Source organism: Actinacidiphila cocklensis (assembly GCF_907177275.1).
GTDB classification, from domain to species: Bacteria; Actinomycetota; Actinomycetes; order Streptomycetales; family Streptomycetaceae; genus Actinacidiphila; species Actinacidiphila cocklensis.
In genome coordinates this window covers 40,678-55,394 of the sequence record NZ_CAJSLV010000058.1, presented here as the reverse complement: position 1 = coordinate 55,394, position 14,717 = coordinate 40,678, and the positions used below count along the sequence as shown (strand labels likewise).

At 71.7% G+C, this 14,717-nt stretch carries 7 protein-coding genes; 2 read left to right on the top strand and 5 right to left on the bottom strand.

Features of this window, described 5'->3' with window-relative positions; genetic code table 11:
* Positions 1-59: 59 nt before the first annotated feature.
* Positions 60-1,073: a LacI family DNA-binding transcriptional regulator gene (locus NFU81_RS18840; RefSeq protein WP_251491428.1), complete on the top strand. Its 1,014-nt coding sequence runs from the start codon at positions 60-62 to the stop codon at positions 1,071-1,073.
* Between the two features lie 129 nt (positions 1,074-1,202).
* On the opposite strand, the gene NFU81_RS18835 is transcribed toward NFU81_RS18840, so the two are convergent.
* From NFU81_RS18835 to NFU81_RS18815, 5 genes are all read right to left on the bottom strand, one after another.
* Positions 1,203-1,649, bottom strand: a complete 447-nt coding sequence (locus tag NFU81_RS18835; protein WP_274038193.1) for a transposase family protein — start codon at positions 1,647-1,649, stop codon at positions 1,203-1,205.
* A gap of 283 nt (positions 1,650-1,932) precedes the next feature.
* Positions 1,933-2,373 (bottom strand): hypothetical protein, encoded by a 441-nt coding sequence (locus NFU81_RS18830; RefSeq protein ID WP_251491426.1) that lies wholly within the window; start codon positions 2,371-2,373, stop codon positions 1,933-1,935.
* Between the two features lie 330 nt (positions 2,374-2,703).
* A complete protein-coding gene (locus tag NFU81_RS18825) occupies positions 2,704-2,931 on the bottom strand; it encodes a hypothetical protein (RefSeq protein ID WP_251491424.1) in 228 nt (75 codons plus the stop codon).
* A 744-nt stretch (positions 2,932-3,675) separates the two neighbouring features.
* Positions 3,676-4,989, bottom strand: a complete 1,314-nt coding sequence (locus tag NFU81_RS18820; protein ID WP_251491422.1) for a condensation domain-containing protein — start codon at positions 4,987-4,989, stop codon at positions 3,676-3,678.
* Between the two features lie 140 nt (positions 4,990-5,129).
* Positions 5,130-11,252, bottom strand: coding sequence for a non-ribosomal peptide synthetase (locus tag NFU81_RS18815; RefSeq protein ID WP_251491421.1), 6,123 nt, complete (start codon positions 11,250-11,252; stop codon positions 5,130-5,132).
* Between the two features lie 429 nt (positions 11,253-11,681).
* On the opposite strand from NFU81_RS18815, the gene NFU81_RS18810 reads away from it, so the two are divergent.
* On the top strand, positions 11,682-13,529 hold the full coding sequence (locus tag NFU81_RS18810; RefSeq protein ID WP_251491508.1) for an IS1182 family transposase: 1,848 nt from the start codon (positions 11,682-11,684) through the stop codon (positions 13,527-13,529).
* The last annotated feature ends 1,188 nt before the right edge of the window (positions 13,530-14,717 follow it).

Below are 14,717 nucleotides of genomic sequence, written 5' to 3'. Positions count from 1 at the left end.
CCCTGTCGGCCGGCGATCAGGGCCGGCCGGGTAGGGCAGGACACGGAGAACGGTGGCGTATGACCGGGAGTCGGCGGCCGACGCTAAGTGACGTGGCCCACGAAGTCGGCGTAAGCGCCAAGACGGTCTCCCGCGTCCTCAACGACGATGGCCCGACCTCGGCCAGGACCCGCGAAAAGGTGATGGAAGCAGTCAACAGGCTCGGCTTCCAGCCCAACCTCATGGCCCGCAACATGCGCCGGGGCAGTCCCGACAGCACCATCGGCCTGGTGGTACCCGATATGGGCAACCCCTTCTTCGGCACTGTGGCCGGCGGTATCGAGGACGCGGTCCGCGAGCGGGGTCTGACGCTGCTCATGGGATCCTCGGCCGAGGATCCCGCCCAGGAACGGGCCTTGATCGAGACCTTCCTCAGCCGCAGGGTCAGCGCGCTCGTCGTCGTCCCCTCGGTCGGCGCCCACCACGCCTACCTCGGCGGGGTCTCCTCCGGGCCGCCCGTGGTCTTCCTGGACCGGCCCGGCAGCGGGCTGGCCACCGACAGGGTGGTGAGTTCCAACCGGTCCGGCGCCCAGGAAGGCACAGCGCACCTGTTGGCAGCCGGGCACCGGCGGATCGGATTCATCGGGGACCTCCCGGCAGGCCTCTACACCCGCCGCGAGCGCCTGGCCGGCTACCGCGCCGCGTTGGCCGACGCCGGTGTGCCCTATGACAGGAACCTCGTCGCCAGCGGCCACGATCAGGGCGCGTCAGCTGCCGCCACCGAAGGCCTCCTGGATCTCGCCGAGCCGCCCACGGCGCTGCTCGCCGGGAACAACTTCACCGCCATGGGCGCGGTAACGGCCCTGGCCAGGCGACGTCGCAAGGACATCGCCCTCGTTGCCTTCGACGACCTGCCACTCGCTGAGATCCTCGAACCGCCCCTGACGGTCATCGCCCAGGACCCCGCTGCACTGGGCGCCGCCGCGGCACGAACCGTGCTCGCCCGCCTCGACGGCGACCGGACGCGCCCCCGGGCCGAGGTCGTCCCCACCAGACTTGTCCCGCGTGGTTCCGGTGAACTGCCTCCTCGCTGAGCGGGGCTCCCAAGGTGGCGTCACCGTCGCACGCCATACGCAACGCGACTTGCTAGGCGAAAGAGCAACGACCCTCGACGCTCCCAGACGTTCGCTGACGCCGGGCACAAAGGCAATGAGCCTTTTCCATCATCGGTCTGAGCTGGTCAGATGCGGGGCGAGGATGGCTTGGACGAGGGTGGTGACTCGAGTGGTGGAGCACCGTAGTTTGCGGAGGAGGCGCCAGGGCTTCAGCGTGGCCATGGCTTGCTCGACGAGAGCGCGGATCTTCGCATGGGATTGGTTCACGGCCTTCTGGCCTGGGGAAAGGGTTCCCCATCGTCCCCAGTACGGGATGCGGACCGGGCCGCCGGCCCCTCGGTATCCCTTGTCGGCCCAGCATGGGACGTCGGCCTGTGCGAGAGCGTCGAGGATGCAGTGTTTGCGGGCTGCGCGGATGTCGTGGACGGCTCCGGGCAGCGCGGGTGAGGCCCACAGCACCCAGCCGTCGACGGTGGCTTCGGCCTGGAGGACGCCGACGCGCGCGGCGCTCTTTTCGGCAGTGTTGTAGTAGCGGCCGCTGGCCTCGCGCTGCAGCTTGTCCAGCTCTTCCCGGGTCTTTGCCAGGCGATTGTCCAGACTGCGGGTGCCGATAAATCATCCGCCCTGCTCAGTGCACCTGTACCGGGTTGAGACGCCTGCGTTGCGATGGTTGAGAATGAACGCGTTCAAGGAAGCCGGCTGTCTACCTGCACACGTTCAGCCCTTGTTTTGCGGGAGCCCTCGTCTCGACCGCTGACCGGGCCACTGACCTATGCGGATGACATTCTCGGCAGGCGCAGGGCGACGCGTGTGTGCGCCGTGCTGGCGATCTCCCCGGTCAGCGCCGGCCGGTGGCCAGGATGACGAGGAACTGGCCGCCGCCCGGCTCGATGTCGGCGGTCACCGGCAGTCCCGGTACCAGTCGGGAGAACCGGTCCACGAGCCAGTCCGCCGCCCCTTGTGCGTCCCGCTGGGTCGGACAACGGCCCACCATCTCGCGGCCCCCCTTGCGCTCCAGCCTCCTGGCAACGGTGATCAGCGGCGCGGGTTCGACCACGTACAGGCGGTCCGGCCAGGCGATGACCACCTCGACCGCGCCCTTGCGGGTGTTGCACCCGCGGTGCGCGAGCCTCTCGGCGACCTTGGCCTTCCGGTCGGCGGTCCGGCTGTCCACGCTGGGCCCCCGCGGGTCGTTCACCGACATCTCGGGGTCGACCGGTTCGTCGCACACCCAGCACCGCCAGCTGTCGCGCTCGGCCACATCATCGAGGAGACTCACTCGAGTAAACTACCGCGCCCGGCCGCTACCCCGCACGCCTGGGACGCGGCGGGCAAGGGTCCAACTGTCGGCCGGCGCGGTGCCCTGGGCGCGGCTGGAAGATTTCACTTCGTCCTGTCCGGACATACGAGGCAGCCGGTGGCAGGGATTCGGGCAGAAGAACCCGGGGCCGGATTCTGCGGCTCTGCGCGTATGCCGCCTCGCGACTGGGGCGCGCAAGCACGCGGCAAGGAATCCGCTCTACCGGGGAAGGCGCCTAGTACTCCAGTTGCACTTCTCAATATGACCTGGTCAGGTGGCTCTTTTGGAGTCTGGTTGGCTGGCGCCACGTCAGGGTGGCGGTGGTTCGTGACTCACCCGATCGAGGTGCGTGCGGCGCTGGTAGTGGCGGCCGAAGGCGGTGCTGAACTTCGTATCCCTGTCTCGGATGAGGTGGGTGAAGTCGGTGGCGCGGTCGCCGAGGTGCCATAGGAGTTGGCGGGCTTGATGGGTGGCCCAGGCTGCGGTGGGGTGGGCGGTGACGCCGAGGATGTGGACGGTGCGGGTACGTACCTCCATGACGAACAGGACGTACAGGCGCTGCAGTCCGATCGTGTCGACATGGAAGAGATCAGTGGCGAGCAGGCCGTGGGCCTGGGCTCTTGAGGAACGCAGTCCACGCGTGTCGCGCTGGATGTCGGCGCGGTGCTGGTCCGAGGCCGGCTGCGCGCGGGACGCGGCGGACGGCAGCCGGGCTGGCCTTGTGGCCGAGGCGGCGCAGTTCTCCGTGCACTCTTCGGAAGCCCCAGCGCGGGTTTTCTGTGCCGAGCCGGACGATGAGGTCCCGGATCTCCTCGGGCGGAGGCGGGCGGCCTGAGGAAGGTGGTTGGGTCCACTTCTGCTTGATCAGGCCTTGGTGCCAGGCGAGCAGGGTGCGTGGGGAGACGATGCGGTGGCGGCGAAGTGGGCGGGGGAGTAGTCGGGCGAGTGCCGCGATCAGGGCGCGGTCTGGCCAGGTGGGCCTGGGTGTGGAGACTTGGCGGCGCAGCAACGCGACCTCCTGCCGCAGGACCAGGATCTCGGCGTACTTGACGGCGGAGGAGCGGGAGAGCAGGACGAGCCACGCGAAGACCCGCGTGGCAATCAAGTAGAGCAGGCGCACGAACATATGCACCCAGGGTGCCCCGCGGCACGGAAGAACGCAGTCCCTGGTCAGGGGCTGCGCAACCATTCTGGAGCGGTACGAGGACTCGGAAGAGAATCCGAAATATGTCGGCATGCAGGGCGCCGGCTGGGCACGGGACACCGTCGTCCTGCGGATCGTCACGCGCCCGCTTCGGCGACCAGCAGGGCCTCCATGTCGTAGAGGAAGCGCTCCATCGCCGGGCGCGGCAGGTAGGCGGTGTCGGCGGTGACGGAGACCTCCAGGTTGCCGCTGACGTGCACGCAGAAGCGGCAGTTGAGCCGGTCCTGGCTCAGCGGCCAGTGCAGCGTGCTGGCCGGCAGCGCCGCCCGGATCTGCTCAGGCGGGCAGGGAGCCGGGCCGGTCCTGGCCAACCGCTGGTCGTTGAAGCAGCAGAGCGGCTGCACCCAGTCACCCTGCGCCCGGTCCACCGGGTCGTGGAAGGCGCTGCGATAAGCCCGCAGCGCCGCGGAGTCTGCTGCCCGCAGCAGCGCGCCGAAGCGGCGGTCCACCCCGTCGAGAGCGAAGACGCCCTCCTGGGAGACCATGCCGACGATCCCCGCCGTGTCGCGGCGGAAGCGGTTGCTGACGATGGGGAGCACCGCACACCGCTCCCGTCCGGTCGCCCGGCCCACCAGAGCGGCCGTGGCGGCCAGCAGCACAGTGGAGGTGGAGGTGCGGTACCGGGCGGCGACGGCCCGTACCGCCAGATCCATCGCGGGAGAAGCCAGTTGGGCACGCCAGAACCGCGGCCGGTCCGCAGCGCCCGCCCGCCTGCCGAACATCACCTCGCGCGGCACCTTCTCCCATAGGGCCGCCGCGCGCTCGGCGACCCGGCGGCCCTCGGGGCCGGCCTGCCAGTGGGCCAGGTCCAGCGGCCGGGGCGCGGCGGGCCGCCCGGCCAGGCAGCCGGTGCCGCGCAGGATCAGCGTCCGCAGGTCGCGGACGGCGATCTCGGCGCCGAACCCGTCGGCCGCCAGGTGGCAGAAGGCGAGCACCACATGGCGGACCTGGCGCCCGTCGGTGACCAGCGCCACCCGCAGCGGCCACTCGGCCGCGTAGTCGAAGCGCTCTGCGGTGAGTTCCGCGAGCAGCTCATCGGGAGCCGCGGTGGAGAGCGTCAGGGGGAGCTCCCCGCCCGCCTCCAGCCGCTGGCGCGGCCGCGCACCGGTGAGGTCGAGCCGGGTGCGCAGCGCGCCATGGGCGGCGAGCAGGCCGGCGAGAGCGGTGGCGACCTCTTCGGGCGTCCGTTCCCCTGGGACCTTGAGGATCCGTCCGAAGTTGAAGTAGCCGTCGTCCGGGGCGGTCCGCTCGATGGCCTCCCAGATCGCCGACTGGCCCCAGGTGAGGGGACCGGCGCCGGCGTCCGGCGCGGCGAAGGCGAGCGTCATCCCGCCGTCCGAGGCCCCGGCGGCCGGCGGTACGGGCCGCTCGCTCGTTGCGTCCCTGGTCATGTAGGTCCTTCCCTCCTGCGGCCGTGCGGTCCTGTGGTGGTGCTGCGGTGCTGCGGCCGTACTGCCGTGCTGGTGCCGTGCGGCGGTGCCGCGGCTGATCCGCTGCCGGCTGATCCGCAGCGGGCGGATCTGCGACGGGCCTATGCCGAGGTGTGCGCCGGCTCCTGCGCCGGACCGCCTGCCGCGCCGGGGCCGGGATCGTCTGCGAGCAGCCGGGCGGCCTCCTCCTCGGAGAGCCGGTCGAGCTCCGCGAACAGGCGGTCCTCCAGCGCCTGCGCCACGCCCGCCACGCTGCCCTGGTCGAAGAGGGTCCGGATGGGCAGGTCCACCTCGGTGGCGGCCCGCAGCCGCGCGATGACCCTGACGGCGAGCAGTGAGTGCCCGCCGAGGGCGAAGAAGTCGTCCAGCGCGCCGACACCGGGTATCCCGAGCACCTCGGCGTAGACGTCGGCGACCAGCAGCTCCGCGTCGGTGCGCGGGGCGACGCGCTCCCGGGTCACGGTGGGCGCGGGCAGCGCCGCACGGTCCAGCTTGCCGCTCGGGGTCAGCGGCAGCGCATCCACCTCCACCCAGGCGGAGGGCAGCAGATGCGGCGGGAGCGCGGCACGCAGCTCCTCGGGCAGCGTCCCGCGGTCCCCGACGGTGTAGCAGACCAGGGTCTCGCCGTGTACGGCGACGGCTCCGCGGCCGCCGAGCCGGGCTTCGATCTCGCCGGGCTCGATACGGAAGCCGCGCAGTTTGACCTGGTCGTCGAGGCGGCCGAGGAATTCCAGCCGGCCGTCGGGCCGCAGCCGGGCGCGGTCGCCGCTGCGGTAGTACCGCTGCCCGCCGAGGACCGGGAAGCGCTCGGCGGTCAGCTCCGGCTGGCCGACGTAGCCGTCGGCCAGCCCCGCGCCGCCGATGCACAGTTCGCCGGGACTGCCGGGCGGCACCGGCTCGCCGTGCGGGCCGAGCAGCATGATCCGGGTGCCGGCGAGGGGCCGCCCGATCGGGGGACGGCCGACGGTGGGCTCGGCGGTGAGGTCGTCGGCGGTGCAGATGACGGTGGCCTCGGTCGGGCCGTAGGTGTTCACCAGCCGGATCCGGTCGCCGAAGTGCTCGCGCCAGCGGGCGACGGCGGCCTCGTGCACCTGCTCGCTGCCCAGGACGACCAGCCGCAGCGTGTCCGGCCACGGGATGTCGTCGATCACCTCGACCAGGTGGTGCCAGTACGCGGTCGGCAGGTCGAGCACGGTGACGCCGTCGAGGTGCTCGGGCAGGGTCACCGCGCCCTCGGGGAGCAGGTCGATCCGTGCCCCGGCGGCGAGGGCCGGGAAGACCTCCTCGACGTGCGTGTCGAAGCTCAGCGCCGCGAACTGGACCACCCGGTCGCCGGGCCGCAGTTCGTACGCCTCCCGCATCCAGGCCACCCGGGCGGCCAAGGCGGTGTGGCCGACCAGTACGCCTTTGGGGATGCCGGTGGAGCCCGAGGTGAAGATGCAGTACGCGGCGTCCGTGGCGGTGGTGCCGGGCAGGAGCCGCAGGCCGTCGGGGGTGACGACGACGCGGGCGCCGCTTGCCTCGGCCATGTGCGCGAGGCGCTGCTCGGGGTAGTCCGGGTCGAGCGGGAGGTAGGCGCAGCCGGCCCGCCAGGCGGCGAGCATCGCGGCGATCGCGTCGGGGCAGCGGCCCAGCCGGATGCCGACCACCCCGCCGCGCGGCAGGTCGACGGACAGCTCGGCGGCCCGGGCGTCGAGCTGGGCGTACGTCAGGTGCCGGTCCCCGCAGGCGACGGCGATGCGGTCGGGGTGCTCGCGCACGGCGCGGGCGAAGAGCTCGGGAACGCTCGGGGTAGCGGGCAGCGGCGGGCCGTCGAGCACGGCGGTGTCCCCGGCGGTGAGCAGCGGCACGGCCGACACCGGGGTGCCGACGTGGCCGGGGAAGGCGCGCAGCAGGCGGGCGAACCGCTCGGTGAGGCGGTCCATGGTCCGCGTGTCGAACACCTCGGCGTCGTAGACGAGCGAGAGCAGCAGCTCGGGGCCGTCGTGCCAGGCCTCCAGCGTCAGGTCGAATTTGGCCTGCTGGAAGCCCCCGTCGAACTCGGTTGTGCGCAGCCCGCCGAAGCCGTTCTCGTCGTGGTCGGCGCCCTGGGTGTGCAGGATCGCCATGGTCTGGAACAGCGGGGTGCGCGCCGGGTCCCGGACCACCCGCAGCTGCGCCGCCAACTCCTCGAAGGGGATGCCCTGGTGGGCGAAGGCGTCCAGGACGTCGGTGCGGGTGCGCTCCAGCAGTTCGGCGACGGTCGGGTCGGGGGACAGGTCGCCGCGCAGCACCAGGGTGTCGGTGAGGTAGCCGATGGCCGGCTCCAGCTCCAGCCGGTCGCGGCCCGCCGTCACCGTGCCGACCAGGATGTCGCCCTGCCCGGTGTGCCGGGCCAGCAGCGCCTGGTAGGCGGCGAGCAGCACCATGAAGACGGTGCTGCGGCGCTCGCGGCCGAGCCGGGTCAGGGCGGTGGTCTCCGCCTCGTCCAGCCGGATCACCGTCCTGGCGCCGATGCGCCCCGGGACGCGGCCGCGCGGGCGGTCCTGCGGCAGGGCCAGCGGGGTGGGGCCCGCCAGCCGCTGCTGCCAGTACGCGAGCGTCCCGCTGGTGTCCCGGGCCCGCTGCCAGATCGCGATGTCGCCGAACTGTACGGCCAGTGGCGGCAGTTCGCGGCCCGAGTAGAGCGCGGCCAGCTCGTCGTAGAGGATGTTCAGCGACCAGCCGTCGCCCAGGATGTGGTGCATGACCAGGCACAGGACGTGGTCGTCGTCGGCGATCCGGATGAGGGCCGCCCGCAGCGGCACCGCCGTGGCGAGCCCGAGGGGGCTGTTGGTGCGGGCGGCCACCAGGGAGAGGGCCGCCGCCTCGTCCGGCGCGGTCAGCGATTCCAACGGCACCGGGCCGGGCGGCTCGACGACCGCGGTCGGCGCTCCGTCGACCTCGGGGAAGCGGGTGCGCAGGATCTCGTGCCGCTCGGTCACCGCGTCGAGGGCGTGCCGCAGGGCGGCCTCGTCCAGGGCGCCCCTGAACCGTTTGGCCAGCCACATGTTGTACGAGGCGTCCTGCGGGTCGAGGCGGTGCATGAACCACAGGCGCTCCTGCGCCGAGGACAGCGGCGCCTGCGTGCCCGCCGGGCGCGGCACCGGACCGGTGACCGCGTCGCCGGGCGCCGCGGAGTCCACCAGCCGCGCCAGCCGCTCCACGGACGGGTGACGGAAGACGTCGCCGACCGCGACCACGGCGCCGGCGCGGGCGCCGAGCCGGGCGGTGAGCATCGCGGCGCGCAGGGAGTGGCCGCCCAGGGCGAAGAAGTCGTCGTCGGCGCGGACGTCCTCGGCGTCCAGCACCTCGGCGAAGACCTCGGCCACGAGCTTTTCCGCCGCGGTGTGCGGCGGCCGCCCGCCGCCGGCCCGCCGCTCGTCGCCGGGGTGGGGGAGGGCCTTGCGGTCGACCTTGCCGTTGGGCGTGAGCGGCAGCGCGTCGAGGCGGACGTACCGGGCGGGCACCATGAAGTCCGGGAGCCGCGCGGCCAGGTGCGCGCGCAGCGGCTCGGCGTGGTCGGCGTGGTCGGTGCGGTCGGTGCGGTCGGTGCGGGGGCGGGGGAGATCGGCTTCGGTGGCGCCGGCATCGTCGGCACGGGGCTCGCCGGGGTCGGTGGCGCCGGTGTCGTCCGCGGTCTGCTCGGCGACGTAGAAGGCAGTGAGGTTCTCGTCGTGGACGGCGATGACGGCCTGGCGGATGCCGGGGGCGGTTTCCAGGGCGGCTGCGATCTCGCCCAGTTCGATGCGGTGGCCGCGTAGTTTGACCTGGTCGTCGGAGCGGCCGAAGAATTCCAGGGTGCCGTCGGGCAGTCGGCGTACGACGTCGCCGGTGCGGTAGACCCGCTCGCCGTCCAGGTCGGCGAAGCGCTCTGCGGTCAGTTCGGGGCGCCCGAGGTAGCCGTCGGCGACGCCGGCGCCGCCGATGAGCAGTTCGCCGGGGACGCCGATCGGGACCGGGGCGCCGTGCGGATCGACGACGTGGACGGTGGTGTTGGCGATGGGTGTGCCGACGGTGATGCGCCGGGGCTGTTCGGGCACCTCCCACGCGGTGGACCAGATCGTCGTCTCGGTGGGCCCGTAGACGTTGACCAGGCGGCTGACCCGGGAGCGCAGTTCGGAGGCGAGCTTGCGCGGCAGCGGTTCGCCGCCGCTGAGTGCGGCGACCCGCGGGAGGTCGCCGGTGAGCAGGACGCGCCAGCCCGACGGGGTGGCCTGGACGTGGGTGACGCCCTCGTCCCTGATCAGGGCGGCCAGGGTGCCGCCGTCGCGCGAGGTCTCGGCGTCCGCGACGACCACCCGGCCGCCGGTGACCAGGGGCAGGTACAGCTCCAGGGCCGAGATGTCGAACGACAGCGACGTCAGCGCCAGCCAGCGGTCGGCGGGCGTACTGCCGACCAGCGTGCGCATCGCGAACAGGAAGTTGGCCAGCGCCCGATGCGGCACCACCACGCCCTTGGGATTCCCGGTCGAGCCCGAGGTGTACAGCACGTAGGCGGTGTCGTCCGGGCCTGGCCGCGACTCGGGAAGCCGCCCCGGTTCCGCGTCCAGCACCCGGTCCAGGTCGGCATCGGTGAGTACCAGCGCCGCCCCGCAGTCCTGGACCACGTAGGCGATCCGCGCCGCCGGATAGTCCGGGTCGACCGGTACGTACGCGGCCCCCGACATCGCCACCCCGAGCAGTGCCACCAGCGTCTCGGCCCGCCGCGAGGCCTGCACCGCGACCAGCGCACCGCGTCCGGCCCCGCGCTCCCGCAAGCCTTCGGCCAACGCCGCCGCCGCGCCCACCAGCCGGCCGTAGCTGAGCACGCTCGTGCCCGTGACGACCGCGACCGCCTCCGGATCGGCCTCGGCGCGGGCGATCACCAGATCGACCAGCGTCAGCGCGGGCACCGTCGCGGCCGTGTCGTTCCAGGACTCCAGCCGCGCGCGCTCGGCCGGCGGCAGCAACTCCAGCCGTCCCACCGGCTGTTCGGGATCGGACAGGATTGAGGCGAGCAGCTGCCGGTAGCGTTCGCCCATCCGCACGGCGGTGTCGTGGTCGAACAGGTCGGTGCTGTGGATCAGGTAGGCCAGCAGCGAGCCGTCGGGCTGTTCGCGCAGGTCGAAGGACAGGTCGCAGCGGGCGGAGTGCCACCCGAGCGGGAACGGCGCCGCCTGGAGGCCGGGCAGCGGATCGGCGACGTCCCCGTACGTGTGCAGGGCGAACATCGCCTGGAACAACGGGGTCCGGCTCAGGTCGCGTTCGACCCTGAGGGCGTCGACCAGTTGCTCGAACGGCACGTCGGAGTGGGTGAGGGCGGAGATGACGTTGCGGCGGGTGGCCCGCAGCAGGTCGGAGAAGGCCGGGTCGCCGGTCAGGTCGCAGCGCAGCACCATCGTGGTCGACAGGAAGCCGACCACCCGCTCCAGTTCGGCGCGCCCGCGGCCCGCCGCAGGTGTGCCGACGCAGAACTCATGCTGCCCGCTGTGCCGCGCCAGCAGCACCTGGTAGGCGGTGAACAGCACCATGTATGGCGTGCAGCGGGCACGCTTGGCCAGGTCGTGCAGGGCGGAGACCAGCTCGGCGGAGAGGGCGATCTCGACCTGGCCGCCGGCCGAGGTGCGCTCGGCAGGGCGCGGCCGGTCGGTCGGCAGCTCCAGGTCCGGTGCCCCGGCGAGCCGCTCGACCCACCAGGCGAGACCCGCGGGCGGCTCCTGTGCCGCGGCCAGCTCGCTGTACTGGAGGGCCGGGGGCGGCAGCGCGCGGCCCGCGTAGTGGGCGGCGACCTCCTCCTGCATGACGTTGAACGACCAGCCGTCACCGATGATGTGGTGCAGGACGACGCACAGCACATGGTCGTCCGGGGCGAGCCGCACCACGGTGACGCCGAACGGCGGCCGCGCCGCGAGGTCGAACCGCACGTTCGTCCGGGCGGCGACGACCAGCTCGGCCTCCTCGACGGAATCGGCCTCGACCCGTTCGATCACGACCGGTGCCGGGTCCTCGACGACCGCCAGCGGCTCCCCGCCCGGCGCGGTGAACCGGGTACGCAGGGCGTCGTGCCGCGCCACCACGGCGGTGAAGGCCGCCTCCAGAGCCGCCAGGTCCGGCGTGCCGCGCAACCGGTAGGCGTAGGCGAGGTTGTTGGAGGGGTCGTCCGGATCGAAGGCGTGCAGAAACCACAGCCGCTGCTGGCCAGAGGAAAGCGGTCCGGTCTTCACTCGTCTTCTCCGGGGATCACGGGGGTGGGACGGGGACGGGGCGGGCGGTCAGGCGGGGCGGGCGGGCGGGGACGGGGCTGTCAGGACGGGTCGGAAGCGGGCGCGGGTGTCAGGGGTGCCCGGCGCCCAGGCCGGTGCCCCGGCGGTCACCCGCCCCCACGCCGTGGCCGGACGCGTGCGGCACCTCCGGCGCCCGGGTGCGTAACATCGGCCGATGCTCCTCGCGGTACGAAGTGGGAGCGCTCCCGCTACCGGGCGCTAATACCAGCAGCCGGTGGGTCCGGCGGTCAAGGGTCGGACGTCGCGCTGTGACGCACGGGGCGCCTGCGCAACCACGGGCGCCGGCGGCCGGGTCGCCGCATCCGGCTCCGCAGCACGCGGGCGGCCTCGACCGCACGTAGTGCGGAGGATTGACGCTGTCCGATCTTGGTGGTTAATTCGGGGTGGGGTGGGGGCGATGGGTGTTTGGATACGCGTAGTGGATCATGGAGTGGCGGTGGTGTCACCGTTGTCCCGGGGATCGGAGCTTGTCGTGTCGGTGCAGCCGCAGCCGCAGCCGCAGCCGCAGCCGCAGCCGCAGCCCTGGCCGGAGCCGGATCCGCAGATCGTGGGAGCGATTCGGGCGATGTACCGGGGAAAGCGCGGAGTTCCGCTGGCGGTGCAGGTGCGCATCAGCTCGGGGAACTGTTCTCCGACGAGCAGTTTGCCGATGCGTTCGAGCGGCGGGGTAGGCCGGGTTCGTCACCGGGACGGCTTGCGCTGGTCACCGTGCTGCAGAAGGCAGCGAACCTGACTGACCGGCAAGCTGCTGACGAGGCCCGTGAGAACCTCGCGTGGAAGTACGCGCTCGGCCTGCGGTTGGACGACCCAGGCTTCGACCACACGGTCCTGTCGGAATTCCGCACCCGCGTGGTCGAGCACCAGGCGGAGGAGAGGGTGCTGGACCTGCTCCTGGACCGGCTGCGCGAACTCGGCCTGGTCAAAGAGGGCGGCCGGCAGCGCACCGACTCCACCCACATCGTCTCGGCCGTCCGCGACCTGAACCGTCTCGAACTGGTCGGCGAGTCGGTCCGCGCCGCGCTGAACGCCCTGTCCGCGGCGGCCCCCGACTGGGTCGACCAGGTCCTGGTCGTGGCCGACTGGAGCCGCCGCTACGCGGACCGGGTCGACACCTGGCGCATACCCGACTCCAAGAGCAAGCAGCACGAACTCGCCCTGAACTACGCCAAGGACGGCTTCACACTGCTGGGCGCCCTCTACGCACCTGCCTCCCCGGCCTGGCTGCGAACCCTTCCCGCAGTGCAGATCCTGCGCCACGTCCTCCTGCAGAACTACACCCGCACCACCGCCGGCAACGGGCACGTGCGCGTCAAACGCCGCGAGCCCAGCGAGGACGACGGCGACGGTCTGCCACCCGCCCCGATACGCCTCGCCTCGCCCTACGACACCGACACCCGCTGGTCAGCCAAGCGCGACATGTTCTGGAACGGATACAAACTCCACGTCTCGGAGACCTGCCACGCCCAGGCCGACGGCATCCGCCCCGAGCGGCCGAACATCATCACCAACGTGACCACTACCGCCTCCACCCTGCCGGACACCAAGGCCCTCGAACCTGTCCACCAAGCCCTCGAGCGGCGCCAGTTGCTTCCGCAGCGGCACTACCTCGACTCCGGCTACCCAAGTGCCGAACTGATCGTCGCCTCGGCCAAGACCTACGGCGTCGCCCTGATCACGCCGGTCCTACTCGACACCTCCCGCCAGGCCAAGACCCAAAGCGGATTCGCCGCCCATGACTTCACCATCAACTGGGAACGCCAGCAAGCCGTCTGCCCCGCCGGGAAGACCAGCACCACGTGGAACCCGACCATCCAAAACGGCGTCCCGAAGACCGTCGCCACCTTCGCCGCCCTGGACTGCATCCCCTGCCCCTTCAAGGAACAGTGCACCAGCGCCCGAAGCAACCGCCGCCAGATCAGCCTCCACCCCCGCGAGCTCACCGAAGCCATCCGGACAGCCCGCGCCCAGCAGCAGACCGACGAGTGGAACCACGACTACGCACTGCGCGCCGGCATCGAGGGCACCATCCGCCAGACCACCCACACCACCGGCCTACGCCGCGCCCGCTACCGCGGACTAGCCAAAACCCACCTCGACCACACCACCAGCGCCACGGCCGTCAACATCATCCGACTGCACGCCTGGTGGAACGGCCACCCCCTCGACCGCGCCAGTCACAGCCATCTCGCTCGGCTCCAACTCTCCCTCACGGCATGACCGTTACGAATTAACCACCAAGATCGCGCACCCTTCCGACCACGTGCTTTCCCCTCCCACGCGATGTACTGCTGGAGAGGCACGACCCCCACGTGAACGTGTCGGAGCCCTTTTAGCTCACAAGCATGGGGGACGAGCTCGAGGAGAACGAAGCGCTTGAGCACCACTGGTCAATCCGGTGTGGTCCGAGATCGCCTCCACCGGGGGATGCCTGGGCAGCAGGGGACGGTGACGGACAGGCAACGAAGCTCCGTGAGCGGCGGATGTCCTGGCGGACTGTCTGCTCCGACGGGGCTCCGTTGCCCGCGTTCCCTTCGGTGCGAAAACCGCCGCCAACCTGCTTTCCACCAGCACGAATGCGTTGACTGCCCTGCCTTGGGCCAGTGCCCTGTGCTGTCACCAGCCCACCGTCGGCGGGTGCAGCCGTTCAGGTGACCTTCTCCCGGGCGTACAGGGAGAAGCGGACCATGCCCAGCATCGTGCCGACGGTCAGCATGAAGCCGTGCATACGGGCCGGGCTGGCGGCGACCCTGATCCTGTGGGGCTCAAATATAGGAATCGGCCTGTGGGCTGCGGGTTCGTAGTGATGTCAGCTGGCGATCTGGTACTCGTTGATGAGTCCGCCGAGGGTCGACCGCGACGATGTGCTCGGCCTGGGCTTGGAGGAACTGCTTCCAGGTTGGTCCGCTGCGACGCGGGGCGGGGGCCGGCGCCGGGCTGGTTGAGGATGTTCCACACGGTGGAGGCCGCCAATTTGTGGCCGAGGCTGGTGAGTTCGCCGTGGATGCGCTGGTGGCCCCATCCCGGGTTCTCGGCCGCCATGCGAAGGATCAGGGCTTTGATGGCGGAGGCTGTCGGCGGGCGTCCGGGGCGGCGGCGCTGGCTGTAGTCCCACTTCTTGGCGACGAGTTTGCGGTGCCAGGCCGGCAGCGTCGCGGGGGTCATCGGGAAGACCTGTGTCCAGCGGTGGCGCGGTATCAGGTGCGAGAGCGTGGCGAACCACAGGCGGTCGGCCGGTTCGTAGCGCACGCGTGGGACCTGCCGGCGCAGGACGGCGTTCTCGTGCCGCAACACCAATAACTCGGCCTCCTTGGGGACGTCACGCCGTAGCAGTAGCGCGGGCAGCGAGAGAAGGCGACGGGTTACGCGTACAGGGTGGACAAGATCACGAAACCTGGTCCCAGGCCC

What these genes read in the sequence shown, in the direction of transcription:
- NFU81_RS18840 (WP_251491428.1), top strand. Translation starts at nt 60, where the DNA reads ATGACCGGGAGTCGGCGGCCGACGCTAAGTGACGTGGCCCACGAAGTC.
- NFU81_RS18825 (WP_251491424.1), bottom strand. Translation starts at nt 2,931, where the DNA reads ATGGAGGTACGTACCCGCACCGTCCACATCCTCGGCGTCACCGCCCAC.
- NFU81_RS18820 (WP_251491422.1), bottom strand. Translation starts at nt 4,989, where the DNA reads ATGACCAGGGACGCAACGAGCGAGCGGCCCGTACCGCCGGCCGCCGGG.